25 protein-coding genes and 1 tRNA gene are annotated in these 24788 nt (G+C 64.7%); 13 read left to right on the top strand and 13 right to left on the bottom strand.

What is annotated here, in order from left to right; translation table 11 throughout:
* Window positions 1–86 precede the first annotated feature (86 nt).
* Genes BHD06_RS10490 through BHD06_RS10480 form a run of 3 tightly spaced genes read right to left on the bottom strand, consistent with a single transcriptional unit; the run spans window position 87 to window position 3689 of the window.
* Window positions 87–1316, bottom strand: coding sequence for a sigma-54 dependent transcriptional regulator (locus tag BHD06_RS10490; RefSeq protein ID WP_080456965.1), 1230 nt, complete (start codon window positions 1314–1316; stop codon window positions 87–89).
* A complete protein-coding gene (locus BHD06_RS10485) occupies window positions 1313–3073 on the bottom strand; it encodes an ATP-binding protein (RefSeq protein ID WP_080456964.1) in 1761 nt (586 codons plus the stop codon). Before BHD06_RS10485 ends, BHD06_RS10490 begins: the two co-directional genes overlap by 4 nt.
* A gap of 49 nt (window positions 3074–3122) precedes the next feature.
* Window positions 3123–3689 carry a YqgE/AlgH family protein gene (locus BHD06_RS10480; RefSeq protein ID WP_080456962.1) on the bottom strand — a complete coding sequence of 189 codons (567 nt, stop codon included), beginning with the start codon at window positions 3687–3689 and terminating at the stop codon, window positions 3123–3125.
* A 134-nt stretch (window positions 3690–3823) separates the two neighbouring features.
* Between BHD06_RS10480 and BHD06_RS10475 the strand changes: the two genes are divergently transcribed.
* A complete protein-coding gene (locus BHD06_RS10475; RefSeq protein ID WP_254892383.1) occupies window positions 3824–4636 on the top strand; it encodes a protein-disulfide reductase DsbD domain-containing protein in 813 nt (270 codons plus the stop codon).
* 18 nt (window positions 4637–4654) lie between these two features.
* Here the strand turns inward: BHD06_RS10475 and BHD06_RS10470 are convergent, their stop codons facing one another.
* The 3 genes from BHD06_RS10470 to BHD06_RS10460 form a co-directional block, all read right to left on the bottom strand.
* Window positions 4655–5485, bottom strand: coding sequence for an arginyltransferase (locus BHD06_RS10470; RefSeq protein ID WP_080456961.1), 831 nt, complete (start codon window positions 5483–5485; stop codon window positions 4655–4657).
* A gap of 77 nt (window positions 5486–5562) precedes the next feature.
* Entirely contained in the window at window positions 5563–6012 is a 450-nt protein-coding gene (locus BHD06_RS10465; RefSeq protein WP_080456959.1) for an RDD family protein, read from the bottom strand.
* Window positions 6013–6077: 65 nt separating this feature from the next.
* A complete protein-coding gene (locus BHD06_RS10460; protein WP_080457046.1) occupies window positions 6078–6545 on the bottom strand; it encodes a YbaK/EbsC family protein in 468 nt (155 codons plus the stop codon).
* Between the two features lie 79 nt (window positions 6546–6624).
* Here BHD06_RS10460 and BHD06_RS10455 point away from each other — a divergent pair, with 79 nt between their 5' ends.
* The 5 genes from BHD06_RS10455 (at window position 6625) to BHD06_RS10435 (ending at window position 12227) form a co-directional block, all read left to right on the top strand.
* The gene (locus tag BHD06_RS10455; protein ID WP_080456958.1) at window positions 6625–9411 is read left to right on the top strand and encodes a glutamine-synthetase adenylyltransferase; all 2787 of its coding nucleotides are present in this window, start codon (window positions 6625–6627) and stop codon (window positions 9409–9411) included.
* 9 nt (window positions 9412–9420) lie between these two features.
* Window positions 9421–9693 carry a hypothetical protein gene (locus BHD06_RS10450; protein WP_080457045.1) on the top strand — a complete coding sequence of 91 codons (273 nt, stop codon included), beginning with the start codon at window positions 9421–9423 and terminating at the stop codon, window positions 9691–9693.
* A gap of 119 nt (window positions 9694–9812) precedes the next feature.
* Window positions 9813–10448: a DUF6778 family protein gene (locus BHD06_RS10445; protein WP_080456956.1), complete on the top strand. Its 636-nt coding sequence runs from the start codon at window positions 9813–9815 to the stop codon at window positions 10446–10448.
* Between the two features lie 37 nt (window positions 10449–10485).
* The gene (locus BHD06_RS10440) at window positions 10486–11682 is read left to right on the top strand and encodes an RSP_2647 family RNA methyltransferase (RefSeq protein ID WP_080456955.1); all 1197 of its coding nucleotides are present in this window, start codon (window positions 10486–10488) and stop codon (window positions 11680–11682) included.
* A complete protein-coding gene (locus tag BHD06_RS10435) occupies window positions 11679–12227 on the top strand; it encodes an RSP_2648 family PIN domain-containing protein (protein ID WP_080456953.1) in 549 nt (182 codons plus the stop codon). The genes BHD06_RS10440 and BHD06_RS10435 overlap by 4 nt, the downstream gene beginning before the upstream one ends.
* A 10-nt stretch (window positions 12228–12237) precedes the next feature.
* On the opposite strand, the gene BHD06_RS10430 is transcribed toward BHD06_RS10435, so the two are convergent.
* Window positions 12238–12930 (bottom strand): DUF502 domain-containing protein, encoded by a 693-nt coding sequence (locus BHD06_RS10430; protein WP_080456952.1) that lies wholly within the window; start codon window positions 12928–12930, stop codon window positions 12238–12240.
* Window positions 12931–13178: 248 nt separating this feature from the next.
* Here BHD06_RS10430 and rpsB point away from each other — a divergent pair, with 248 nt between their 5' ends.
* Window positions 13179–13955, top strand: a complete 777-nt coding sequence (rpsB, locus tag BHD06_RS10425; protein WP_080456950.1) for a 30S ribosomal protein S2 — start codon at window positions 13179–13181, stop codon at window positions 13953–13955.
* Between the two features lie 73 nt (window positions 13956–14028).
* A complete protein-coding gene (gene tsf / locus BHD06_RS10420; RefSeq protein ID WP_080456949.1) occupies window positions 14029–14901 on the top strand; it encodes a translation elongation factor Ts in 873 nt (290 codons plus the stop codon).
* A gap of 369 nt (window positions 14902–15270) precedes the next feature.
* Here tsf and BHD06_RS10415 read toward each other — a convergent pair whose 3' ends face one another.
* The 4 genes from BHD06_RS10415 to BHD06_RS10400 all read right to left on the bottom strand — a co-directional run bounded on the left by BHD06_RS10415 (window position 15271) and on the right by BHD06_RS10400 (window position 18260).
* A complete protein-coding gene (locus BHD06_RS10415) occupies window positions 15271–16026 on the bottom strand; it encodes a LuxR family transcriptional regulator (protein WP_080456948.1) in 756 nt (251 codons plus the stop codon).
* The gene (gene aroQ, locus BHD06_RS10410) at window positions 16023–16466 is read right to left on the bottom strand and encodes a type II 3-dehydroquinate dehydratase (RefSeq protein WP_080456947.1); all 444 of its coding nucleotides are present in this window, start codon (window positions 16464–16466) and stop codon (window positions 16023–16025) included. Before aroQ ends, BHD06_RS10415 begins: the two co-directional genes overlap by 4 nt.
* Before the next feature lie 372 nt (window positions 16467–16838).
* Window positions 16839–16914: transfer RNA gene (locus BHD06_RS10405), tRNA-Val, on the bottom strand.
* 134 nt (window positions 16915–17048) lie between these two features.
* Window positions 17049–18260 (bottom strand): alanine--glyoxylate aminotransferase family protein, encoded by a 1212-nt coding sequence (locus BHD06_RS10400; protein ID WP_080456946.1) that lies wholly within the window; start codon window positions 18258–18260, stop codon window positions 17049–17051.
* Between the two features lie 142 nt (window positions 18261–18402).
* On the opposite strand from BHD06_RS10400, the gene BHD06_RS10395 reads away from it, so the two are divergent.
* Window positions 18403–19086: a tyrosine-protein phosphatase gene (locus tag BHD06_RS10395; protein ID WP_080456945.1), complete on the top strand. Its 684-nt coding sequence runs from the start codon at window positions 18403–18405 to the stop codon at window positions 19084–19086.
* An 8-nt stretch (window positions 19087–19094) separates the two neighbouring features.
* On the opposite strand, the gene BHD06_RS10390 is transcribed toward BHD06_RS10395, so the two are convergent.
* Together BHD06_RS10390 and dksA are read right to left on the bottom strand one after the other, a co-directional pair.
* On the bottom strand, window positions 19095–20264 hold the full coding sequence (locus BHD06_RS10390; protein WP_080456944.1) for an FAD-dependent oxidoreductase: 1170 nt from the start codon (window positions 20262–20264) through the stop codon (window positions 19095–19097).
* An 88-nt stretch (window positions 20265–20352) separates the two neighbouring features.
* The gene (gene dksA / locus BHD06_RS10385; protein WP_254892382.1) at window positions 20353–20808 is read right to left on the bottom strand and encodes an RNA polymerase-binding protein DksA; all 456 of its coding nucleotides are present in this window, start codon (window positions 20806–20808) and stop codon (window positions 20353–20355) included.
* Window positions 20809–20967: 159 nt separating this feature from the next.
* Here dksA and BHD06_RS10380 point away from each other — a divergent pair, with 159 nt between their 5' ends.
* From BHD06_RS10380 to BHD06_RS10370, 4 genes are all read left to right on the top strand, one after another.
* On the top strand, window positions 20968–21807 hold the full coding sequence (locus tag BHD06_RS10380; protein ID WP_080456942.1) for a MoxR family ATPase: 840 nt from the start codon (window positions 20968–20970) through the stop codon (window positions 21805–21807).
* A gap of 183 nt (window positions 21808–21990) precedes the next feature.
* Window positions 21991–23355 carry a DUF2927 domain-containing protein gene (locus tag BHD06_RS10375; RefSeq protein WP_080457044.1) on the top strand — a complete coding sequence of 455 codons (1365 nt, stop codon included), beginning with the start codon at window positions 21991–21993 and terminating at the stop codon, window positions 23353–23355.
* A 3-nt stretch (window positions 23356–23358) separates the two neighbouring features.
* The gene (locus BHD06_RS23720) at window positions 23359–23526 is read left to right on the top strand and encodes a hypothetical protein (RefSeq protein ID WP_176214329.1); all 168 of its coding nucleotides are present in this window, start codon (window positions 23359–23361) and stop codon (window positions 23524–23526) included.
* Between the two features lie 5 nt (window positions 23527–23531).
* Window positions 23532–24716: a VWA domain-containing protein gene (locus BHD06_RS10370; RefSeq protein WP_080456941.1), complete on the top strand. Its 1185-nt coding sequence runs from the start codon at window positions 23532–23534 to the stop codon at window positions 24714–24716.
* Window positions 24717–24788: the final 72 nt, after the last annotated feature.

Raw genomic sequence — 24788 nt, 5'->3', positions numbered from 1 at the left:
GGCCTTGCACCTGTGGCATGGCTTGTGCGGTAATCCGCACGGGTGATGTGGTGCTTGTGCGGATTTCCGCACAGTCAGGGCGCGACTCAGCGGCGATAGTCCTCGGGGCGAATCCCGTATCGCGCCAGCTTGTCGTAGAAGGTCTTGCGCGGCAGTTTGAGCGCCTGTGCCGCCTGCGCCGCGCGTCCGTTCTGCCGCCCCAAAGCCGCGATCAGCAGCGAACGCTCGACTCGCGCCATCTGTTCCGCGAGCCCCAATTCCGCCGCTTCCGCCGCAGTGTCGGGCATGCCGAGGACGAAGCGCATCGCGGCCGACATGAGCGAGCGCGCGTTGCCCGGCCAGTCCTGCGCCATGAGGGCTGCGAGGTGATCGGGGTTTATTTCGGGCGCGGCGAGGCCGGCCTGTTCGGCGGCCTGCGCGACGTAGTGGCGAAACAGCACGGGGATATCCTCGGGCCGTTCCGACAGCGCGGGGATGCGCACGCGCAGCACCTCCAGCCGGTAGTAGAGATCGGCGTTGAAGCGGCCCTCGGCGGCTGCCTGTGCCAGATCGGCGGTGCTGCCCGCAATGAGCCGCGCGTCACCGCCGGGGTCGAGCCGTTCGAGGAGCGCGTATTGGCTGGCCGTGGGCAGGGCGGGGATCTCGTCGAGAAAGAGATTGCCGCCCGCCGCCTGTTCATAGGCGGTATCGAGCGCGTCCGGGTCGAGCCCCGCCGCCGCGCGCTTGACAAAGGGGCCGCCCGCGCCCTTCGACATCAGGTGGATGACCTCGGCCACCTTGGACACACCCGCGCCGGGCGGGCCGGTGACCAGCACCTCGGTGCCCGCGCGCGCCGCCTGCCGAACGGTCTGGCGCATATCCTCGGCCAGTTGCGAGGTGCCAAAGAGCATGCGCGCCGCCGGATCGCCGATTTCCAACTGCGCCTTCAGGCGGCGGTTCTCCAGCACCAAACGACGGTTTTTTAATGCGCGTTCAAGCACCGGGATCAACTGATCCGGCGCGCAAGGCTTTTCCAGGAAGTCGAAGGCGCCGTCGCCCATGGCCTTGACCGCCATCGGCACGTCGCCCTCGCCAGTCAGAAGGATCACCGGCAGTTCGTCGTCCAGGGCGCGGGTATGCGATAGCAGGTGGAACCCGTCGCGCCCCGGCATGCGGATATCCGACAGGATCACGCCGGGAAAATCGGGTGTGATATGGTCCTTGGCCTCGATGAAGGATCCCGCCGCGCGCACGGTGTAATCTGCCAGCTCCAGCGTTTGCGTCAGCGCCTCGCGCACCGGGCGGTCGTCATCGACGACAAGAACCTCACCGTTCATGCCGCCCCTTTCTGTTGCTCTGTCCAGGGCTCCAGCTCGACAGTGAATTCCGCGCCATGGCCAGTATTGGCCCCGGTGATCTTGCCGCCGAAGCTCTGGACCAGGCCGTAGGAGATCGACAGGCCCAGCCCCATCCCGTCACCCGCACCGATCAGCTTGGTGGAATAGAACGGGTCGAAGATTTTCTCCGGCTCCTCGATGCCAGGCCCGGTATCCGACAGGCGCAGCGTGACCGGCGCGCCGTCGGTGAGGCTGATCGACAACCGTCGCTCGGCGCTTTGGGCCATGGCGTCGGCGGCATTGGTGATGAGGTTGAGCACGACCTGCCCGAGCCGCACCTCGCCGCCGCGCACGGGAACGGGCCGGGCCGGGGGCTGCCAATCGACCTCGATGCCATCCTTGGCCAGCCGTTCGGCGGTCATCTCGAGCGCGGCCTGCACAACCTGCACGATGTCGACACAGGTCACCGGCTCATTCTCGTTGCGCACAAAGGCACGCAGGTTGCGGATGATGCGGCTCATCCGGTGGGCCATCTCGTCGATGCGGGCAAGGTTTTCGGCGGCCTTGTCAGGCGTTCCGCGTTGCAGGAACGCGCCGCCATTCGCCGCGAATTGCCGGATCGCCATCAAGGGCTGGTTGAGCTCGTGGCTGATGCCCGCGCTCATCTTGCCAAGCGCGCTGAGCTTGCCGGCCTGCACCAGTTCGGCCTGAGCGCGGCGCAGCGCGGCCTCGGCCTCCTCGCGCTCATGGATCTCGCGGCGCAGGGCGCGGTTGGTTTCGGTCAGGCTGGTCGTGCGGTCGGCCACGCGGCGTTCCAGTTCGGCATTGGCGCGCGCCAGCGTGCGGCGCCGTTCCTGCGCAAAAAGCAGCAGCGCGCCGAAGAACAGAAGCAGCCCGCCCACGGCCCCCGCCTGCAGCATCGCGATGCGTCGCGCCGGGGCCACATCGACCAGTGCCGCGCCGGTCATGCCAATACGCGGCAGTGCCTGGCTGACCTGCAACGCGCGGCGCGGCAGATAGGGGCCAAGGTCGATCTGCCAGATTTCATGCGGGCCGCTGCGGGTCTGCGTGAACCGGATCGGCGCGCCGTCTGGCGGCACCAGCTGCGCCTCACCCGGTAGCTTGCCCCAGCCCAGAAGCTCGGAGCGGTTGGACATGAAGACACGGCCCGCCTCGTCGACCAGGAACACCGCCGTCTGCAATCCGCGCCATCCGAATTCCACATTCTCGGCATTGGCCACGGCGATCAGCGCGCCGTTGACCTTGCCATCCGCACCAAAGGAGGGGGCGGCGAATTGAAACAGCCGTGCCGAGCCCGAGCGCTGCATGGAGTGGGTCGTGCCGAGCGCGCCGTCCATCGCCCGGGCAAAGGCCCCGGAGCGGGTGAGGTTTGGCGGTGGAGTGCCTCGGGTGCCCGCCAGCAAATCGCCCCGGTCGTCCACGAAATATAGCCCGGTCGCCCCGGTGCGGTCTGCCGAGGCGATCAGCAGCCGGTTCGCCGCCGCCTCCTGATGCGGCGCGCGCGCGCCGGTCAGCACGGTCAGCGTCGGATGCCCGGCCAGCGCCACAGCCTGATCGCGGTAGCGTTGCAGATCCGAGACCAGCCCGCCCAGCACCAGCGACATATCCGCCGTGCCCCGGCGCGCCAGCCTGTCGAGCGCCTGGCCGTAGCCATACTGCCAGACCGCGCCGGTCACCAGGGCAGTGACCAGCAGGAACGGGGCGACAAGCAGGGTCCGTGAGGCGCGGAGAAACATGGGCACCAATCTATCAGCGCGCGCCAGCGCTTGACCAGCGGCAATCCGCTCAGGCGCGGCCCGCGTCCGACGAGAGCATCAGCGCCGAGACGCCAAGCCGACCGAGCGCGGTTTCCCACTTGTCGGCGTCGGGCGTGTCAAAGACCAGATCCATGTCCGCCTCGCAGGTCAGCCAGCCGTTCTGCGCGATTTCCTCTTCAAGCTGCCCCGGTCCCCATCCGGCATAGCCAAGCGCCAGGATCGCATGGGCCGGGCCGCGCCCTTCGGCGAGATCCTCGAGGATGTCGAGCGTCGCGGTCATCGCGAAGGCGTCGTTCACGTCGAGCGAGGAGATCGCCGAGTGATAATCGCCATCGTGCAGCACAAAGCCGCGCCCATGCTCGACCGGCCCGCCGAAATGCACCGGCAGATTGCGCATCTCGATGCCCGGCGCGATCTCCAACTGCTCGAGCAGGTCGCGCATGCGCAACTCCTGCGTCGGTTTGTTGATGATCAGCCCCATCGTTCCTTCTGCGGAATGCGCGCACAGGAACACCACCGCATTTACGAAACGCGGATCGCCCATCTCGGGCATGGCGATCAGGATTTTTCCTGTCAGATCGGTATTTTCCGTCACCTTTTGCCTCTCGTCATGGTAGTTCAAGAATGGGGGTACGCGCTGCCGGGTGCAAGATGGGCGTTCACCTTGGGGCAAGATTTCTCGCTGGAATGTGAGTTGGCATTTCCGGTGGAATCCCCCATTTGATAGTCATGTTCAAATTGCTGATCCCTCTTATCATGCCGGTCATGCTGGTTTTCGCGGCCCCGACATCGGCGCAGTCTGTCGATGACATGGTCGCCGTTTCGGTGCTTCCGGGCTGGCGGATGCAGGATGGCAGCCATATGGCGGCGCTGCGATTCGAGATGGAGCCGGGCTGGAAGACCTATTGGCGCGCACCGGGCGACGCCGGAATTCCGCCGCGCTTCTACTGGCGCGGATCACGCAACCTCAAGGCGGTCGAGATCATCTGGCCTACGCCGCAGCAGACCATGACCAGCGGGTTGCGCACGATCGGTTATGAGCATGATCTGGTGCTACCGGTGCGGCTTACGCCGGATCGTGCGGATCAGCCGATCTCGCTCGTTGCCGATATCGAGATCGGTCTGTGCAGTGATATCTGCGTGCCCGTACAGATGGAGGCCGGGCTCGACCTGCCGCTTGGGGTGGGAGAGCGCGACCCCAGGATCGCCGCGGCGCTCGCGACGCGGCCCTACACCGCCGAGGAGGCCGGGGTCGGGCGGGTTGTCTGTAGCGTCGCGCCGCGAATCGGGGGCGGCATGCGGCTGATGGCCGAGATCGAAATGACACAGATGGGTGCGCAGGAAATGGTCGTGGTGGAAACCGATAATCCGCAGCTCTGGGTCGCGCAGACCGAGACTCGACGATCCGGCCAGACCCTGCATGCCGAGACCGAACTGCACCACGTCGAGCAGCAGGGCTTCATGCTTAATCGCTCGGGGCTGCGCCTGACGGTGCTGAGTACCGGGGATGCGGTCGATATACAAGGCTGTCCGGCCAACTGATCCGGCACTGAACCCCGCTCAAGGACGCAATCGTTGCGACGGGCCACCATCGGGCAGGGCGATATTGGCCACCTGCTCGGAAATCGGATCATTCACAAGCGGATGCGCCTGTGCGCGGAACGCCTCCGGGTCGCGCATCTTTTGCCAAGAGTTGCCGATATAGACCTCAAGCCCGGAAAACGCTGCCTTGTAGCCCATTTTGGGGCTGCCCGGCACCCAGTAGCCGAGATAGACATAGGGCAGGTCATTCTCGCGCGCGATCTCGATATGATCCAGAATCACATGGGTGCCGAGCGATGCGCGGGGCAGGTCGGGCTCGTAGAAGGAATAGACCATGCTCACCCCGTCATCGAGGATGTCGGTGAGGCAGACGGCGATCAGCGTATCCTCTTCCGGGTCGCTATATTCCACCACGCGCGTGCGGATCGGCGTTTCCTCGATCATCGCGGCAAACTCGAACGTGTCCATATCGGCCATGCCGCCGGTGGCGTGACGGCTCTCCAGATAGCGGCGGAAGAGATCGTATTGTTCTTCGGTCGCCCAGGGAGAGGTCGCCCGGCGCTTGAGATGCGCATTGCGGCGCGCGGTGCGCTTCTGGCTCTTGGAGGCGGTGAACTCTGCCACGCTGATCCGCGCCGAAAGACAGGCCGCGCAATCGGCGCAGGACGGCCGGTAAAGCACGTTCTGCGACCGCCGAAACCCTTGTTTGGACAGCCCGTCATTCAGGCGCTGCGCGCTCTCGCCCTGCAGCGCCGTGAACAGCTTGCGTTCCATCCGCCCCGGCAGGTAGGGGCAGGGTTGCGGTGCCGTCACATAGAACTGGGGCGCTATGGGAAGGGTGTGTCGCATGGGGGTATTCCGCGTTATCCTTGTGCGCGACGATAACAACCATCATCGCCCCCGCCAAGGGGCTTGTCACGCCTCTGTCACATTGCAGCACGGCGGTTGACGGCAACGCTGCCCAGAACCAGGTCGCTCAGACCCTGGCCGCGCGGCCCGGTGAGCATCAAGACGATGGAAATCACCTGCAAGATTGGCAGCGTAAAGGAAATCGTCAGCCCGAGCGTATGCACGAAGGCGAGCCCGAGACCGAAGCGTTGGCCGTCGGACGCGCGAAACTCGATCGCCATCAGCCGCATGCCCCATGTGGCCGATCCGCGCGCGATGGTCACGACGCGGTAGGCAAAGCCGACCACCGTCATCAGGACCGGAAAGAAGAACAGACCGGTAAAGGCCGTGAAGGGGACAATCAGCAGGCAAATGGCGATAATCAAAATCGTGTCCACCACGAAGGCGACGAGCCTCTTCGAGGCTACATCGGCATAGAATTCCGGCTGCCGCTGGGGGTCGGGCAGGTGCCAGGTGATGTCGCTCATGCGGGGGCCAATCGGGTCTGGGTCATTCGCTTTAGGATGGGCATGTGCCGCGCATTTGCAAGGGGTCAGGCGGTGAAATCCGCCTCTTGCGCGCCCGCGATTCTCATCAGTTGCCGTGGAGCGATGCCAAAGAGATGTCGGGGTGTGCCCGCCGCCGCCCAGACCTCTGCGAAGATCAGAAGATGCGGATCAAAGAACGCGCGCGGGCGCGTCAGGTGCCCCACCGGCGAGACGCCCCCGATGGCAAAGCCGGTCTGCGCCCGGATCAGCGCGGCATCGGCCTTGCCGAGCGCCTCACCTGCCACAACACTCGCGCGCGCATCGTCGACTTGGTTAGCCCCCGAGGTGACAAACAGGATCGCCGTGCCGCTATCGTGCCCGCGAAACATGATCGACTTGGCGATCTGCGCGATATCGCAGCCCACAAGATCGGCGGCCATCTGCGCCGTAGTGGCGTTGCCGATCTCGGCGGGCGTGATCGCCAGTCCGGCCTCCTGCAGGGCACGGGTCACGCGAGCAAGGCTCTTGCTCATCATTATCCTCCGGTTTTTTCCCCTTATTTCAACTCCGTCAGCCATTGACCAGACCCGCCCGGCTTGTATCACTCATGCCATGACATTCACCGACCGCCTGACCCGCCTGCCGCGCCCCTTTGACCCTGCCGAGGGAGAGGAGGCGCGCGCGGCGTTGCCTGATCTCACCGGGCCGCTGTCGGATCTGCTGGCCGGGGCCGGAGGGTGCAGCCCGTTCCTGAAGACGCTGATCCTGCAGGAGGCGGCGTGGCTTGGGACCGCGCTCGACGCGCCCGAGGCGGCGTTGACGGGGCTGTTCGATAAGTTGAAAGAGGTGCAGTCGGACCGTCTCGGAGCGGCCCTGCGCGAGGCCAAGCGGCGTGTGGCGCTGCTCACCGGGCTTGCCGATCTGGCGGGCGTCTGGCCGCTGGAGGAGGTGACGGGCCGTCTGACACAGTTCGCCGATCTGGCCTGCGATCTGGCGCTGAAATCCGCACTGGCCGCGGAAATCCGGCGCGGCAAGCTGCCGGGGATGAGTGAGGATGACATCGCGACTGGTGCCGGAATGGTGGTGCTAGCCATGGGCAAGATGGGCGCGCATGAGCTCAATTACAGCTCCGATATCGACCTCATTTGCCTGTTTGACGAGACCCGCTTTGACCGCGACGATTTCCACGAGGCTCGCGCCAGCTTTGTGCGCGCCACGCGCAAGATGTCCGCGCTGTTGAGCGACCGCACCGCCGAGGGCTATGTCTTTCGCACTGACCTGCGGCTGCGCCCGGATTCGGGCGTCACCCCGGTCTGCATGGCGATGGCCGCCGCCGAGACCTATTACGAAAGCCTGGGGCGCACATGGGAGCGCGCGGCCTATATCAAGGCGCGGGCCTGTGCGGGCGACATCGCGGCGGGTGATCGCTTTCTCACGACGCTGACACCGTTTGTCTGGCGCAAGCATCTAGATTTCGCGGCCATCGAGGACGCCCATAACATGCGCCTCGCGATCCGCGAGCATAAGGGGTTGGGCGGGCGGCTCTGCCTTGAGGGGCACAACATGAAGCTGGGGCGCGGCGGCATCCGCGAGATCGAGTTTTTTACCCAGACACGGCAACTGATCGCGGGTGGGCGCGACACTGACCTGCGGGTGCGCGGTACGGTGCCGGGACTGGCGCGGCTGGCCGAGAAGGGCTGGATCCCCGAGAGTGCTGCCGAGACGCTGACCCGCCATTACCGCTTTCACCGCGAGGTTGAGCACCGGGTGCAGATGTTGCGCGATGCGCAGACGCATCTGTTGCCCGATTCGGCGCAGGAATTCGACCGGCTCGCCGCCTTCATGGGCCGCGACATGGGGGATCTGCGCGCCGATCTGGAGGCGCGGCTGACCGAGGTGCATGAGCTGATCGAAGGCTTTTTTGCGCAGGATACCGGCGCGGAGGAATGCATCGTGCCTGACGCGCTAGACGGTGATGTGATCGCCCGTTGGCCCAGCTATCCGGCGCTGCGCTCGGCCCGGGCGGTGGAGATTTTCAACCGCCTCAAGCCCGATATCCTCGCGCGTCTCGACCGCACCACCGAGCCGAACGAGGCGCTGCTGGCGTTTGACGGTTTTTTGTCCGGCCTGCCTGCGGGGGTGCAGGTGTTTTCGCTCTTCGAGGCCAACCCGCAGCTGATCGACCTGCTTGTCGATATCGTCGGCACAGCCCCGGTGCTGGCGCAATACCTTTCGCGAAACGCGAGCGTGTTCGACGCGGTGATTGCCGGGGATTTCTTTGCAGATTGGCCGGGCCGTGCGGCGCTGGAAGACGAACTGGCGGCACGGCTGGCGCACGAGGCGGATTACGAGCGTGCCCTCGATGCCGCCCGCCGCTGGCACAAGGAATGGCATTTCCGCATCGGCGTGCATCACCTGCGCGGTCTCATCGACGCGGATCATGCGGGGCAGCACTATGCCGATCTGGCCGGCGCGGTAATTGCGGCGGTCTGGCCGCGAGTGGTCGCGCAATTCAGTGAGAAACATGGGCAGCCTCCGGGGCGGGGGGCCGTCGTGGTGGGCATGGGCTCGCTCGGGGCCGAACGGCTCAACGCCGGTTCCGATCTCGATCTGATCGTGATCTATGATGCGGGCGATGCGGAGGGGTCAGACGGGCGGCGACCGCTGGCGGCCCGGCCCTATTACGCACGGCTCACGCAGGCGATGATCACCGCGCTGACTGCGCCGATGGCCGAGGGGCGGCTTTACGAGGTCGATATGCGCCTGCGCCCCTCGGGCAATCAGGGGCCTGTCGCGACAAGCTGGCCGTCGTTCAGGAATTACCAGCAGAACGAGGCCTGGACATGGGAGCATCTGGCGCTGACCCGGGCGCGGGTGATCACCGGGGATGGAGGGCTTGCGGCGGATGTAGAGACATTCCGTGCCAGCCTCCTTGCCGAGACATCCGCGCCCGAACCCGCGCTTGCCGCAGTCCGGGAAATGCGTGCCCGCGTGGCCCAGGCCAAGCCCTCCGACGGGCCTTGGGATGCCAAGCTGGGGCCGGGCCGCCTGCTCGATCTGGAGCTCGTGGCGCAGGCCGGGAACCTGATGGCAGGGCAGGCGGCGCGCGATGTGGCCTCGGGCTTTGCGGGCGGTGTCGCAATCGGCTGGTTGAGTGACGCCGACAGCGCAGCGCTCACACGTGCCTATGCGCTTTGCTGGCGGGTGCAGATGGTGGCCCGGCTGATCAGCGACAAGACGCTCGCGCCCGACCGCATCGGCGAGGGCGGCGCGGCATTCCTGCGGCGCGAGACTGCGGAGGAGACGCTGGACATGCTTGAAGATCGGTTGACCGCCACCTGCGCGGCGGCGGCGGAGGTGATCGACGCCTGCCTTGACCGCCGCCCCGGGGAGGGTTGAGCGATGGCCATGCAGCGTGATCCGCTGGATCCCAAGGGGCTCATCCGCGAGGCGTACAGCATCCACGGGATCGGGCCGGGGGAATGCCGTTCGATCTTTCTCGACTGGGCGCTGTCGCAGCCGCAGGAAGACAACCCGCAGGTGGCGATTGCCGCGCTGATCGAGCGATATGCGCCTGACAATCCCGATCACCCGATGACGCAGGTGCTGCGCGAGGGGGTGGTGAAATCCGCGCCCGCGCGGCGACGCGGTGGATGGCGGTCGCGCCCGCGAGAGGGCTGAAACAAGGCCCACAGTGCCCCGGCAATGCACATAAAATGCGCTGAATTCGTCTCAAATGCGCCCTATTCCCACGACATCCTCCGTTTGCAAGATCAACAGGCAACGCCTTGGAGGACACCATGATCGCTTTTCGTCTCGCCGCCGCATTGGCCCTGGGATTCGGCCTGTCGGCTTGCGCCAGCGTCGATACCGCCAGCCGCAATGCCCTGCTCGACAGCCCGATGGTGCAGCCGGTGCCGGTCTCACTCGACATTCAGGACATTCGCGTGTCGGTGCCCGACACGCTGCGCGTATCCGAGGCCAACCGCTATTACCCCGGCGGCGACATCGTCTGGCGTGAGGACCCTCCCGGCGACCGCCACGCACAGGTCAGGGCGATCTTCGAGGCCGCATTGCACGATGGCGTGGCGCAAATGCCGAAGGGGGCCGTACCTGCTGTGCTCGATGTCACGGTCACCCGCTTTCATGCGCTCAGCGAAAAGGCACGCTACACCATCGGCGGCGTGCATGCGGTGCAATTCGAATTCGTGCTGCGCAACCCCGACACCGGCGAGGCCTATGGCGCGCCGAAATTCGTCAAGGCCGATCTCAAGGCGTTCGGCGGCCAGAAGGCGATCAATGCCGAGCGTGAGGGCATCACCCAAAAGCTGCGCATCTCCGAGCATCTGTCAAAAGTGATCCGCACCGAGTTGCAGGACCCGGAAGGCTACCACGCGCAGGCCCTCGGCCTCATAGGCGCGCTCAACCAAATATGATCTTTCCCGGGCTCGGGAAACGGCGTAAGGGGGCGGCATGACACCGCCCCCTTATCCCGTGATCCGCCTGAAACCCAAGACCGACGCGCGCGCCATCCGGCACGGCGCGCCCTGGGTGTTCGACAACGAGCTTGTCACCGACCGACGCACGCGCGCCCTTGCCCCCGGCAGCATCGCCGTGCTGGAGGACGCCGAGCGCGCGCCGCTTGGCATCGTGGCCGTCAACCCTGCCTCGCGCATCATGGCGCGGATGCTTGACCGCGACGCGGGCGCACGGATTGATGCGGCGTGGTTTGCGGCGCGGCTCTCGCGGGCACTGGAATTGCGGGCCCGGCTGTTCGAGGCCCCGTTTTATCGGCTCGTCCATGCCGAGGCGGACGGGTTACCCGGCGTGGTGATCGACCGCTTCGACGACATCGCCGTGATCCAGCCCAATGCGGCCTGGGCCGACGTTCTACTGCCCGAGATATCGGCGGCCCTGCAAGAGGTGACGGGGGTCGCCACCGTGCTCAAGAACGCCTCGGGCCGCGCGCGGGGGCTGGAGGGGCTGGACGACCTGAGCGGTGTTCTGGCGGGCGCGGCGCCCTCGGGTCCGGTGCCGGTGCTGATGAACGGCGCCACTTACATGGCCGACCTTCTGGGCGGACAGAAGACCGGCATTTTCTACGACCAACGCCCCAATCACGCCTTCGCCGCGCGTCTGGCCCAAGGCGCGCGGGTGCTTGATGTGTTTGCCCACGTCGGCGGCTTTGCCTTGGCCGCGCTGGCCGGTGGGGCCTCGCATGCGTTGGCGGTCGATGGCTCTGCCCCGGCGCTCGACCTGGCGCGCGAGGGCGCGGCGCGGATGGGACAGGATGCCCGCCTCGACACGCGCAAGGGCGATGCGTTCGAGGTGATGGAGGCACTGGCGCAGGAGGGCGCGCAGTTCGACGTGGTGATCTGCGACCCGCCGGCCTTTGCCCCCGCCAAACCGGCGCTGGAAAAGGGATTGCGCGCCTATGAGCGGGTGGCGCGGCTGGCGGCGGGGCTGGTCGCCCCGGGTGGCTATCTGGGGCTGTGTTCCTGCTCGCATGCCGCCGATCTGACGCGGTTCCGCACCGCCTGCAATCGCGGCATCGGGCGGGCGGGGCGCGCGGGCGCGCTCATTCACACGGGTTTTGCTGGGCCGGATCATCCGCTGCATCCGCAACTGGCGGAATCGGGTTATCTCAAGGCGCTCTTTTACCGGCTATGAAGGTCCTGCTGGATACCTGCGTGATCTACCCTACGGTGATGCGCGAGATGATCCTCGGCGTGGCCGGGGCAGGGGCCTTCACCCCGCTCTGGTCCGAACGGATCATCAATGAGTGGCTGCATGCGGCGGTGAAACTGGGCCCCGAGGCACAGGCGCAGGCCGCGGGCGAGGCGGCGATGATGGCGGCACGCTGGCCTGAGGCCAGCGTCACTTATTCGCCCTCGCTGGAAGACCGACTCTGGTTGCCCGATCCGGCGGACACGCATGTTCTGGCGGCCGCCATCGCGGGCTCCGCCGACGGTATCCTCACGCTGAACGCGCGTGATTTCCCGCGCAACGTCCTGGCCGAAGAGGGGCTTTGGCGGGCCGATCCCGATGGGTTCCTGCATGGCATCTGGCAGGCGCAGCCGGATCAGGTGGCGGCGGTGGCCGAGGGCGTTCTAACCAAGGCGCGCCGCCTGTCCAAAGACGACTGGGAGATGCGCCCGCTGTTGAAAAAGGCGCGCCTGCCACGTCTGGCCAAGGCGCTTGGCGCGGCACCGTAGCCGCGTCGCCTCATCTGTTTTTCTTGCGCAGTTCCTCGGGCGTCTTCTCGCCCGGATAGACAAGCCCCGCCGAGATCACCAGTTTGGCGGCGTCTTCGATGCTCATGTCGAGCTCGATCACATCCTCGCGCGGAAAGAACAAAAGGAAGCCGCTGGTCGGGTTCGGCGTGGTGGGCACGAAGACGCTCAGCAGGTCACTTCCGGTTTGCGCCTTGGCATTCACCTCGCCCTTGGCCTCGGTCGAAATGAAACCAATGGCCCAGATGTCCTTGCGCGGATATTGGATCAGACAGGCTTTCTCGAAACTGCTCTCGGTCTGCGCAAAGACCGTCTCGGCCATCTGCTTGACACCCGAATAGATAGACCGCACCACCGGCATGCGGTTGACCAGCGATTCCGCGAAACGAATGAGCGAGCGCCCGATCAGCCCCTTGGCGACCCACCCCACAAGCACGGTGAAGATCAGGAAGATCACGACCCCAAGGCCGCGCAGATTGATGCCGATATACTGCTCGGGCTGGTAGCGGTCGGGAATGAGCGGCAGCACGAACCCGTCAACCCAGCCGATCAGCGTCCACATCAGCCAGATCGTTAGACCGACGGGCGCGATCACCACTAGACCGGTCAGAAAACTGGTGCGCAGACCGCCGAACCGGGCAGATTTCTTCGGCGCGATCGGATGCTCTTCGAAGGGCGTGGTCATGGCAACTCTCAGCAGAGAACGTGGGTTATCTATGCGTATTGCGCGCGCCCCACAATGGTCCGCACACGGGGCTCGGCAAAAAACCCCGGCGGGGCTTGCACAGGCGGGCAGGGGCCGCTATACGCGCGGCACTGAAATCCGCAGGCATGGGCGGGCTCACGGGGGAGACATCCCCGTTGCGGTCCACCGGTTGAAGCATTCCGCTTCTCACCCCGTGCCAAGGCGCAAACCGGAAAAGGAAACGAGACATGGCTCTTCCCGAGTTCACCATGCGTCAGCTGCTCGAAGCTGGCGTTCACTTCGGCCACCAGACGCAGCGTTGGAATCCCCGCATGGGCGAATTCATCTACGGCGCGCGCAACGGCATTCACATCATGGATCTGACGCAGACCGTGCCGATGCTCGACGCGGCGCTCAACGCGATCCGCGAATGCGTTGCCAAGAATGGCCGCGTGCTTTTCGTCGGCACCAAGCGTCAGGCCGCGCAGCCGGTGGCCGAAGCCGCCGAGAAATGCGCGCAGTATTACATGAATCACCGCTGGCTCGGCGGTACGCTGACCAACTGGCAGACCGTGTCGAAATCCATCCAGCGCCTCAAGCAGATCGACGAGATCCTCGAAGCAGGCGGCGAGGGCCTAACCAAGAAAGAGCGCCTCGGCATCGAGCGCGATCAAACCAAGCTTCAGGCCTCGCTCGGCGGTATTCGCGAAATGGGCGGCGTCCCGGACATGCTCTTCGTCATCGACGTCAAGAAAGAGGCGCTCGCCGTCGCCGAGGCCAACAAGCTTGGCATCCCGGTCGTGGCTGTGGTCGATACAAACTGCTCGCCCGATGGTATCGATTACATCATCCCCGGCAATGACGACGCCGCCCGCGCCCTGTCGCTCTATTGCGATCTGGTCAGCCGCGCGGCGCTTGACGGCATGACCGCCCAGATGGGGGCCGCCGGTATCGATCTCGGCGCGATGGAAGAGGCCCCAGTGGAAGAGGTCATCGCCGAGGAAACGGCAGCCGCCCAAGGCTGAGACCTGTCACGAAACTGACACGGGGGCAGGGCTATCGCGCCCCCGCGATACACCGAACTTGAGGAGAGCCGAGATGGCGATCACTGCTGCAATGGTAAAAGAACTGCGCGACAGCACGGGCGCAGGCATGATGGATGCGAAAAAAGCGCTGACCGAGAATGACGGCGACATGCAGGCCTCCGTGGACTGGCTGCGCACGAAGGGTCTGGCCAAGGCCGCCAAGAAATCCGGCCGCACTGCCGCCGAGGGCCTCGTCGCCGTCAAGGTCGAGGGTGGCAAGGGCGTCGCGGTCGAAGTCAACGCGGAGACCGATTTCGTCGCCAAGAACGCCGATTTCCAGGCGATGGTCGCACAGATTGCCGATGCCGCGCTGAATGCGGATGATATCGACGCGCTCAATGCCGCCGATCTCGGCGGCAAGACCGTGGCCGACACGATCACCGACAAGATCGCCACCATCGGCGAGAACATGTCGCTGCGCCGCATGGCCCGCGCCGAAGGCGACGGCGTCGTTTCTTACGTGCACAACGCCGCCGGTGACGGCATGGGCAAGATTGGCGTTCTTGTGGCGTTCTCGGGCGACGAGGCGTTTGCCCGCCAAGTCGCGATGCATATCGCCGCCACCAATCCCGCGTCGCTCGATGAAGCCTCGCTCGACCCGGCCATCGTCGAAAAGGAGCGCGAGGTGCAGATCGACATCGCGCGCGAATCCGGCAAGCCCGAGGCGGTGATCGAAAAAATGATCATCGGTCGGATGAAGAAATTCATGTCCGAGGTCACGCTTCTTGGCCAGTCCTTCGTGATGAACCCCGACCTGACGGTCGAGGCCGCCGCCAAGGAAGCGGGCACCACGATCGCCGCTTTCGTACGTCTTGAAGTGGGCGAAGGCATCGAGAAGAAGGAAGAGGATTTCGCCGCCGAAGTGGCCAAGGCCGCACAGGGCTGAACCACGGAAGCAATCTTTCAGGGAAGGGGCCCCGCACGGGCCCTTTTTCATGTCCGTTGGTGCCTGAGAAAGAAGAAACGGTGCCGCCCTTTCGGGCGACACCGCTATTGACCGGTCGTCTATTGGGGATGAAACGACGGCCTTGACTGCATCGACTGCACCCCCCGATTGAATAGGAGGGTACAGCCGACATCCGGAACGTCCGGAAAAAACGTCGATCCCTTCAAAACGTCAAAGGCTGACCTTCGTTCATACGTTCCAGGCATATAGCCACCACTCACGGAACAGTGATAGTTTGCAACATTACGCCGCGTAAGGAAAGTAAGGAATTCCATACCAGCACGATAAACATCCAATATTTCGGGGTTTTCACGCGTCGAGAAAGAAAATCTGATTCTGAAACGCCGCTTTTAGAACCGCCTGTGCGGTGGTCTCGACATTCAACGCCTTGCGCGCGAGTCGCAGATGTTTTTCCACCGTTGCCGGAGTGAGGTTCATCAGCATCGCGATATCCTGAACCACCTTGCCATCACCGACCCAGCCGAGCACTTCGCGCTGGCGCTCGGTCAGCGAGCGTTTGGGCGGTTCGTAGGGCAGGGACTGAATGCACAGATGTGCCAGATTGTTGTAGGCAATGATGATCTCACCTGCCTCCTGCCAAAGGGCATCGACCTCACTCTGGCTCATGCCGCGCCGCGCCGTCAGCGCCATCGCCGCTTTCATTCGAGGGCGCATTGACTTGAAGCTGATCGAATACCCCGCAGTCACCCCATGCGCACGGTTGAATTCAAGCACGGCGCGCTCTTTTGCGGTGACGTCGCCGGACTGGACCCGCTGTTCCAGCCACGCCCAGGAACAGGCGCCGTCGTTTGTCAGCGACCAGCGCACCATCGGCGCGTGAAAATACAGGCCGTCATCCACAAAGGCCTCAATATAGCCCGGGGGATGGTTCGACAGGACGACGAAATCGTCCGGATCGCCAAGCGAGGTGCGGGTGCGGAACCGCGTACAGCCATAGATCAAGCGGTCAAAGCCGTAATCCGCCATCTTGCGGGTGTGTAGATCCCACAATTCCTCAATCGTAGTCGCATTGAGCATACGGTTGATCGTGGCAGCGTGGATCATTCGGAGCGTTCCAGATGGCCCCGCATCGCATCGAGGGCAAGGAGATATCCCGGCGCTCCAAAGCCCGAGATCACCCCGACCGCAACCCGGGCGATATAGGATACGTGCCGGAACGGTTCGCGTGCGTGGACATTCGACAGATGCAGTTCGATCGCCGGTAGCTGTGTAGAGCTCAGCGCATCCATCAGCGCGATGGAGGTATGCGTATAGGCCGCGGCGTTTAGGATGATCCCGTCATGTTGGCCGCGCGCGGCGTGGATCGCATCGATCAGAACGCCTTCGTGATTGCTTTGCTTGAAATCGAGATCGAACCCATGCGTGGCTGCGTGTTCGCGGCACATGCTCTCGATATCGGCAAGCGTCGTGTGCCCGTAAACTTCGGGTTGCCGTATCCCCAGAAGATTGAGGTTAGGGCCGTTGAGAACGAGAATGGACATCATGTTGAGAACTCCTCCGCGCAAGAGATGTAAACCGCTTTCGCAGGTCCTGTCGAGAGTGGCGTTCGACCGGCGCTGCATCGGACGTAGCAGGCGACGGATAGGACACGGGAAGCTGATGGTAAGTGGTTTCTCTGGATGAGACACGCCAGATAAACAATTGCGATTGCATTGTTAACGTTCAGACATGCTCTGTTCGAGCATATGCGATCAATTAACATAATACTGATTATGCGCCAAACGGAAACTCCACCAGACGCCGGGGATCATCAGCGCCCTTGCGGTATTCTCGCTATCGGCAGCCGCATCTTCATTGACGCCGCGACATACGACAGTCGACCGGAAACTCGGCACGGGATCGGCAACGGGCTGGAATGGTGGGTGATGAGAGACTCGAACTCCCGACATCTTCGGTGTAAACGAAGCGCTCTACCAACTGAGCTAATCACCCGTGGCGTGCCTGATAGCCAAGCGCGTGCTGGCGTGCAAGAGGGTTTGCGCGGGACGGAGGCAGTTTCGGTGCAACTTTCGCGCCGGGTGACCTGCGAATTCCAGACGCTGTGCGGAATCAAACCATCGCGCCGGCTAGACGCCCTGCCCTGCATGACCGGCCACCACGCGTGCGGCCGCCTGAACGCCGCCCGTCGCGTGCGGGATGTCGAGTGCGATCAGCCCGGCCTCGATCGCGCCGAGGGCACCGAGGATCATATGCGCGTTGACATGCCCCATATGACCGATCCGAAAGAACCCGTGCCAGGCCGGATCACCGGGCTCTGCCATGCCTAGGCCGATACCAAGCGTCACGCCGGCATTATCCTGCACCCATTGCCGCAAACCAGAGCCATGCGGCGCGCCGATCCGCAGCGCGGTCACCGCCCGGCTGCGCAGATCTGCATCGGCGATGTTGAACTCCAGCGGGCCGGTTTCGCCCCACCTTTCGCAGGCCGCCCAGATCGCGCGGGCCAGCGTCTCGTGCCGGGTCCAGATCTCCTCGATCCCCTCGGCCCGAATGAGATCGAGGGCCGCGCGCAGGCCAAAAAGATGATGGGTCGGTGCCGTGCCTCCAAAATACTGGTAGAACATCTGCGGGTCGGCCCGGTTGGTCCAGTCCCAGTAGCGGCTGACCCGTTCCATCGCACGCCGCGCCTCGGCCGCCCTGTCAGAAAAGAACACGAAACTCAGCCCCGGTGGCACCATCAGCCCTTTCTGACTGCCCGCCACCATCACATCGACGCCCCAGGCGTCCATCTCGAACCGGTCACAGGCCAGCGAGGCGATGCAATCTGCCATCAGGAGCGCGGGATGCCCCACCGCGTCGAGCACCGCGCGCAGGCCCGCGATATCGTTGCGCACCGAGGTGGAGGTATCGACATGAGTGGCCAGCACTGCCTTGATGTCATGTGCTTTATCGGCCCGCAATGCCGCTTCCAGCCGGTTCAGGTCGACCGGCGCGCGCTTGCCGAAATCGAGCATCTCGACGGCGATCCCCTGCCCCTCGGCGATCTCGCCCCAGCCATGGCCGAAACGGCCCGTCGCGGGGATCAAAACGCGCTCGCCGGGGGCGATGACATTGGCCAGTGCAGCCTCCCACGCGCCATGGCCGTTGGCGATATAGATCGCCACATGACCCGTGCTGCGCGCCACATAGCGCAGATCCGGAATGAGACCTGCCGTCATCTCGATCAGATCGCCCTCATAGATGTTGGGGGCCGCGCGGTGCATCGCGCGCAGCACCTCCTCGGGCATGACGGAGGGGCCGGGAATGGCAAGATAGGGGCGGCCGCTTGCAAGGCTCATGGGGGTCGGTCTCCTGTAGGGGTCGGCGCAGACCTTACGCCGTTGCCAGGCGGCGTCAATGCGCCTGCCGCTTGTCAATCCGCCTGCACCTGCCTAAACCGAAGACGGCCTGCCCCGAGGATGATGAAAGAGCCCCGACGCCATGCGCCTTTTCAGACGGATCGCCGATTGGGAACGCAGGCAGCGGGCCTTTTACAACACCGATCTCTCGACGCCGGAGAATCGTCGTCGCGCGCGGATCTACAACCTGTGGTTCGATCACGCGGCGCTGCGCGGGATCTGGAGCAATCACTATCCCGTCGCCCCCGGCGTTTACCGCTCGAACCAGCCAACCGATGCCCGGTTCCTTCGGCTCAAGGCCATGGGCGTGCGCAGCATACTCAACCTGCGCGGGGCCACCGAGGCGGCGCATTACCTTGTCGAGGAGGCAAGCTGCCGCCGCCTTGGCCTGCAACTCGTCAGTTGCCCGCTCCAGGCCCGCGCCCCTGCCCCGCGCGCAGATCTCGAGGCGCTGATCCGCGCCTTCCGCGAGATAGAGCGCCCCTTCGTGATGCATTGCAAGTCGGGCGCGGATCGCGCCGGGCTGGCGGCGGCGATCTATCTTCTGGTGATCGAGGGTCGTCCCGTCCGTGACGCACGCCGGATGCTGGCAGTGAAATACCTGCATTTCAGATGGTCGCATACCGGTATTCTCGATGTGATTCTCGATCATTACGAGGCGCGGCAGCGGCAGACAGGGATCGGCTTTGAAGACTGGATCGCCACGGAATACGATCCCGACACGCTGCAAGCGGCCCATGCGCAAAGACGTAAAGCGTTGCTGTAGCCGCCCGCTCAGGCGGCGCGGGTCACGTCATGCCCGTAAAGCCAGTCGAACTGGCGCACCATCCGGTCCGGCGCGACGCGGCCGCCGGCGCGCAGCGCGGCATGCGCGGCCCATCGCAGCGGCGGGAAGGACAGGTGATATTTCCAGGCATTCCGGCTGGCCGCCGCGACCACCCGCGCCGCGCGCCCCTCACGCCGGGCCTGATAGGCGGCAAGGGCGGTGTCGCGATCCGGCTCTGCGGCCAATGCATCGCCCAGCACCCAGGCATCCTCGAGCGCCATGCTCGCGCCCTGCGCCATGAACGGCAAGGTGGGATGCGCCGCATCCCCCAGGAGTGCCAGCCCGTCGCGGTGCCAGACCTTCGCCACCGGATGCCGGAACAGTCCCCAGAGATGCACCTCCTCGACCGCGCCCATCATGGCGCGCACCTCCGGCCCGAAATCGCCAAAGGCCGCGCGCAGTGCTAATGGGTCGTCGCGCTGGCTCCAGCTTTCCTCAGTCCAGGCGGCGCGTTCCTGCACGGCCACGAGATTGAGCATGTCGCCGCCGCGCAGCGGATAGCTGACCACATGGCGCATCGGGCCCATATGGACCTGCGCCTCGGGGCCGCGCGCCCACAGGTTCGGCACGATCGCGCGCCAGGCAACCTGGCGGGTAAAGAACGGCGTTGCGGGACCGTTCAGGGCGTGCCGGACCACCGAATGCAGCCCGTCGGCCCCGATCACCAGATCGGCCTCGGTCTGTGCGCCGCTGGCCATGTACACGCGCGGCCGCGCACCCCCTTCTACCGCAGCGACCTTTTGCAGGAGGCGGATGCGCACGCCCGAGGCGCGCGCCGCCTCGGCCAGAACCTCGATCAGATCGGCGCGGTGGATGAAGTAGTAATCGCCACTGTCGAGCGCGCCGAGATCGAGCCGCAGCACTTCGCCCTTGTGATAGTCACGCAGGCTGACCGCGCGTGCCTGCACCGCCAGATTGCGCAAATCGGCGTCCAGCCCGAGCGCGCGCAGAACCGCAAAACCGTTGGGGCTGATCTGCAAACCTGCGCCGACCTCTGATATCTCGGGGGCCTGTTCGAGCACGCTGACATCGGCGCCCCGCAGCGCCAGTGCCCGCGCCACCGCGAGACCGCCGATCCCGGCACCGATCACGCATACCCTGAGCGCATTGATATGCATTCTGCCCCTTTCAAGACAAAACGCGCCGGAGAGTGATCCCCGGCGCATCATCTGCAAAAAAACGTGTCTTCGCGGCGATCCGGTGCCGTCACTCGTCGCGGTGCACCTTTTCGCGCCGCTCGTGGCGCTCCTGCGCCTCCAGCGTCATCGTGGCAATCGGGCGTGCGTCCAGCCGCTTGAGGCTGATCGGCTCGCCGGTCTTTTCGCAAAAACCGAATTCGCCCTGGTCGATCCGGCGCAGCGCGGCGTCGATCTTGGCGACCAGCTTGCGCTGACGGTCGCGGGTGCGCAATTCCAGCGCGCGGTCGGTTTCCTCGCTCGCGCGGTCGGCAACGTCGGGAATGGCGCGGGTGCCGTCCTGAAGCCCCTCGATCGTCTCGCGGCTTCCTTCCAGCAACTCCAGCCGCCACTTGATCAGCTTGCGGCGGAAATATTCGAGCTGGCGCTCGTTCATGAACGGCTCGTCTTCGGCGGGTTGGTAATCCTCGGGCAGGAAAACTTCGGCTTTCATCTCGATCCCCTCATCAAGGCCAGTGTCTGGCATCGTGAACTCCTCAGACAGTGGGTGCCCCATTGCGTGGTCATCTACACCTGACCGCCCGGATTGTCACTAGCCAATCACATGCCATTGATGTGAATTGTCGAACCAACTAGTTTAGCCAAGATGTTGCTGCGCATGCTCCGGAAAAGGATTGATAAACCGATGAAATTCGAAGGTACCGACGCCTATGTCGCCACCACTGACCTGACTGTTGCGGTCAATGCCGCGGTCACTCTGGAGCGCCCTTTGCTGGTCAAGGGAGAGCCCGGCACCGGCAAGACCGAGCTGGCGCGACAGGTAGCCCAGGCGCTCGGGTTGCGGCTGATCGAATGGAACATCAAATCCACCACCCGCGCGCAGCAGGGGCTCTATGAATACGACGCCGTCAGCCGGTTGCGCGACAGCCAGTTGGGCGAAGAGCGCGTGCATGATGTGCGCAACTACATTCGCCGGGGCAAGCTCTGGGAGGCGTTTGAGGCGGGCGAAAAGGTGGTGCTGCTGATCGACGAGATCGACAAGGCCGATATCGAGTTTCCCAACGACCTGCTGCAGGAACTCGACCGCATGGAGTTCCATGTCTACGAGACCGGCGAAACGATCCGCGCGCGTCATCGCCCGGTCATCATCATTACATCGAACAACGAAAAGGAACTGCCCGACGCCTTTCTGCGGCGCTGTTTCTTTCATTACATCCGCTTCCCGGAGGCCGAGACCATGCGCCGCATCGTCGAGGTGCATCACCCTGGCATCAAGGAGGCACTGCTCACCGCCGCACTCACGCAGTTCTACGAGATCCGCGATCAGCCGGGTCTGAAGAAAAAGCCCTCCACCTCCGAGGTGCTTGACTGGCTCAAGCTGCTTCTTGCCGAGGATCTGGCCCCCGAGGACCTGCGCCGCGACGGCGCGGATGCGCTGCCGAAACTTCACGGCGCGCTGCTCAAGAACGAACAGGATGTACATCTCTTCGAACGGCTCGCCTTCATGGCGCGGCGGCAGCGCTGAGATATGGGCAGGCAGGCACGCACCGGCCGGGATGAGACGCCGCACCGCAGCCGCGGTGCGGGTGCGCGCGGCCACGATTTCGCCCCGGTCGCACCTTATGCAGGTCAGGTTGACTCGCGATCATCGCGCCTAGTCTGCACAGCCCGTGCACGTGTATCGGGCCTTACCACTCCCGGGGATCTGATGCGCCGCTCCATTCTTCCGCTCTGCCTGATGCTGGGGGCCTGCGCGCCCGGCGGAACCGGCCCTGATACCGCCGCTACGCGCGCGGCACCGCCGCAGATCAGCGCGATGCCGCCGATGCGGGTCTTTTCCACGCCCAGTCCGATGCCGCCGCAACGCTCCAACCGCGATATCGCCCGCGACTTTCTCGATCTCGCCTTCGAGCTGGAATCGGGCCGCAGGCTGCCGTATTTCTCGCGTTTCGAAGAGCCGGTCCTGCTGCGCGTGACCGGCGCGCCGCCGCCCTCGATGATGGCCGATCTCGACCGGCTTTTGCAGCGTCTGCGCAGCGAGGCCGGGATCGACATCCGCCTGGTGCGCGACGCCTCGGCGAATATCACGATCGAGGCCGTCACCCGCGACGATATCCGCCGTCACCTGCCAACGGCGGCCTGTTTCGTGGTGCCCAACATCTCGCGGCTCGACCAGTATCGTTCCGCGCGTGGCACCGACTGGACGCGCATCACCCGGCGCGAAAAGATTGCGATCTTCGTGCCCAACGACACCAGCCCGCAGGAGATCCGTGACTGCCTGCACGAGGAACTGGCGCAAGCGCTCGGGCCGCTCAACGATCTCTACCGGCTCACCGACAGTGTGTTCAACGACGACAATGTGCACGCGGTGCTGACCGGCTTCGACATGCTGGTCCTGCGCGCCTATTACGCGCCGGAGTTACAGTCGGGCATGACGCTTTCGCAGGTCGCCGACCGTCTGCCCGCCATCCTCAGCCGTCTCAACCCCGATGGCGACCGGATGCCGCCGCGATATCTCGAGGCGACGCCACGCGCCTGGATCGAGGCGATCCAGACCGCGCTCGGTCCCGATATCCGCGGCCCCGCACGGCGTGCGGCGGCGCATGAGGCATTGCGCATCGCGCAGGGGCTGGGCTGGACCGATCACCGCCGCGCCTTCAGTCATTTCGCCCTGGGGCGCCTGACCCAGGCCATTGATCCGGGCGTCGCACAGGAGCAGTTCTTGCGTGCCGACCGACTATATCAGCGCGTGCCGGGTGCCGGGCTCCACCGCGCCTTTACTGCTGCGCAACTGGCAGGCTATGCCGTCGCGCGCGGCGATGGGGCGACGGCGCTCGACCTGCTCGATCCGCATCTCGGCATCGTGGAGCGTCACGAGAACGCGGCCCTTCTGGCGACCCTGCAAATGCTGCGCGCCGAGGCGCTTGAGCTTAGCGGGCGCGTGTCCGAAGCGCGCGCCGTCAGGCTGGACAGCCTCGGCTGGGCGCGCTACGGCTATGGGGCGGATTGGGCGGTGCGCGCAAAGCTGCGTGATATAGGCGCGCTCAATCCTCTCAAAGGACCGAACGGGTAGAACATGATCGTCATTTTCGGAGCAGTCATAGGAATGATCGGCGGGGCGACCGTCGCCTATCGCCGCAAGGGCAAGCTGGCCGACATCCTGCTTTATGCCTTCGTCTATGGCCTGATTTTCGGGCTGGCCGGTCTGTTCGCGACGCTGATCATCCACCGCAGCACCGTCTGAGCGCGATGTTCCTGCCATTCTTCGGAAACTTGCGCAAAGCGGGCTTGCCGGTCTCGCTGCGCGAATACCTCACCTTTCTGGAGGCGATGCGCGCCAATCTGGTGATCTACGATGTCGAGGGGTTCTATTATCTCGCGCGCAGCGCGATGGTGAAGGACGAGCGCCTGATCGACCGTTTTGACCGGGCGTTTTCCGCCAGTTTCGCAGGGCTGGAAAACATCACCATGCAGGATGTGCTCGACGCGGTCGACCTGCCCGCCGACTGGCTGGAGAAGATGGCCGAAAAGCACCTGAGCGCCGAGGAAAAGGCCGAGATCGAGGCGCTTGGTGGGTTTGACAAGCTGATGGAGACGCTCAAGGAGCGGCTGCGCGAACAGGAGGGCCGCCATCAGGGCGGCTCGAAATGGATCGGCACGGCGGGCACCTCGCCCTTCGGGGCCTATGGTTACAACCCCGAGGGCGTGCGCATCGGTCAGGACGAAAGCCGCCACCGCCGTGCCGTCAAGGTCTGGGACAAGCGCGAGTTCCGCAATCTCGACGACAGCGTCGAGCTTGGCACCCGCAACATCAAGGTGGCGCTGAAACGTTTGCGGCAATGGGCCCGCGACGGCGCGCATGAGGAGTTGGACCTCGACGGCACGATCCGCGCCACCGCCGAGCACGGCTATCTCGACGTGAAAACGCGGCCCGAACGGCGCAACGCCGTCAAGGTGCTGTTGTTTCTCGATGTCGGCGGCTCGATGGATCCGCATATCAAGGTGGTGGAAGAGCTCTTTTCGGCGGCGCGCGCCGAGTTCAAGCATCTCGAATACTACTATTTCCACAACTGCCTCTATGAGGGGGTTTGGCGCGACAATGCCCGGCGCTGGAACGCGCAGACGCCGACATGGGAGGTGCTCAACACCTACGGGTCGGATTACAAGTGCATCTTCGTCGGCGATGCCAGCATGAGCCCTTACGAGATCGCCTATCCGGGCGGGGCCAATGAGCACTGGAACGCCGAGGCCGGTCAGGTCTGGCTGGAGCGCGCCCGCGCGCAATGGCCCGATCACCTGTGGATCAACCCGGTGCCGCGCCGCGAATGGGACTACACCCATTCCATCGGCATGATCCGCGAGATCTTCAAGGATCGGATGGTACCGATGACGCTTGAAGGGCTCGATCTGGGGATGCGGGAGCTGGTGCGCTAGGCTGCGCCGAACCCGGGTCATGTGGTGCTGCCGGTGAGACTACTGACATCAGTGGCCTGAAGCTGTCGTTGC

The organism is Roseovarius sp. A-2 (assembly GCF_002072155.1).
Lineage (GTDB): Bacteria > Pseudomonadota > Alphaproteobacteria > Rhodobacterales > Rhodobacteraceae > Roseovarius.
The sequence above is the reverse complement of the archived record's forward strand: the minus strand, read 5'-3'. Positions and strand labels throughout refer to the sequence as shown.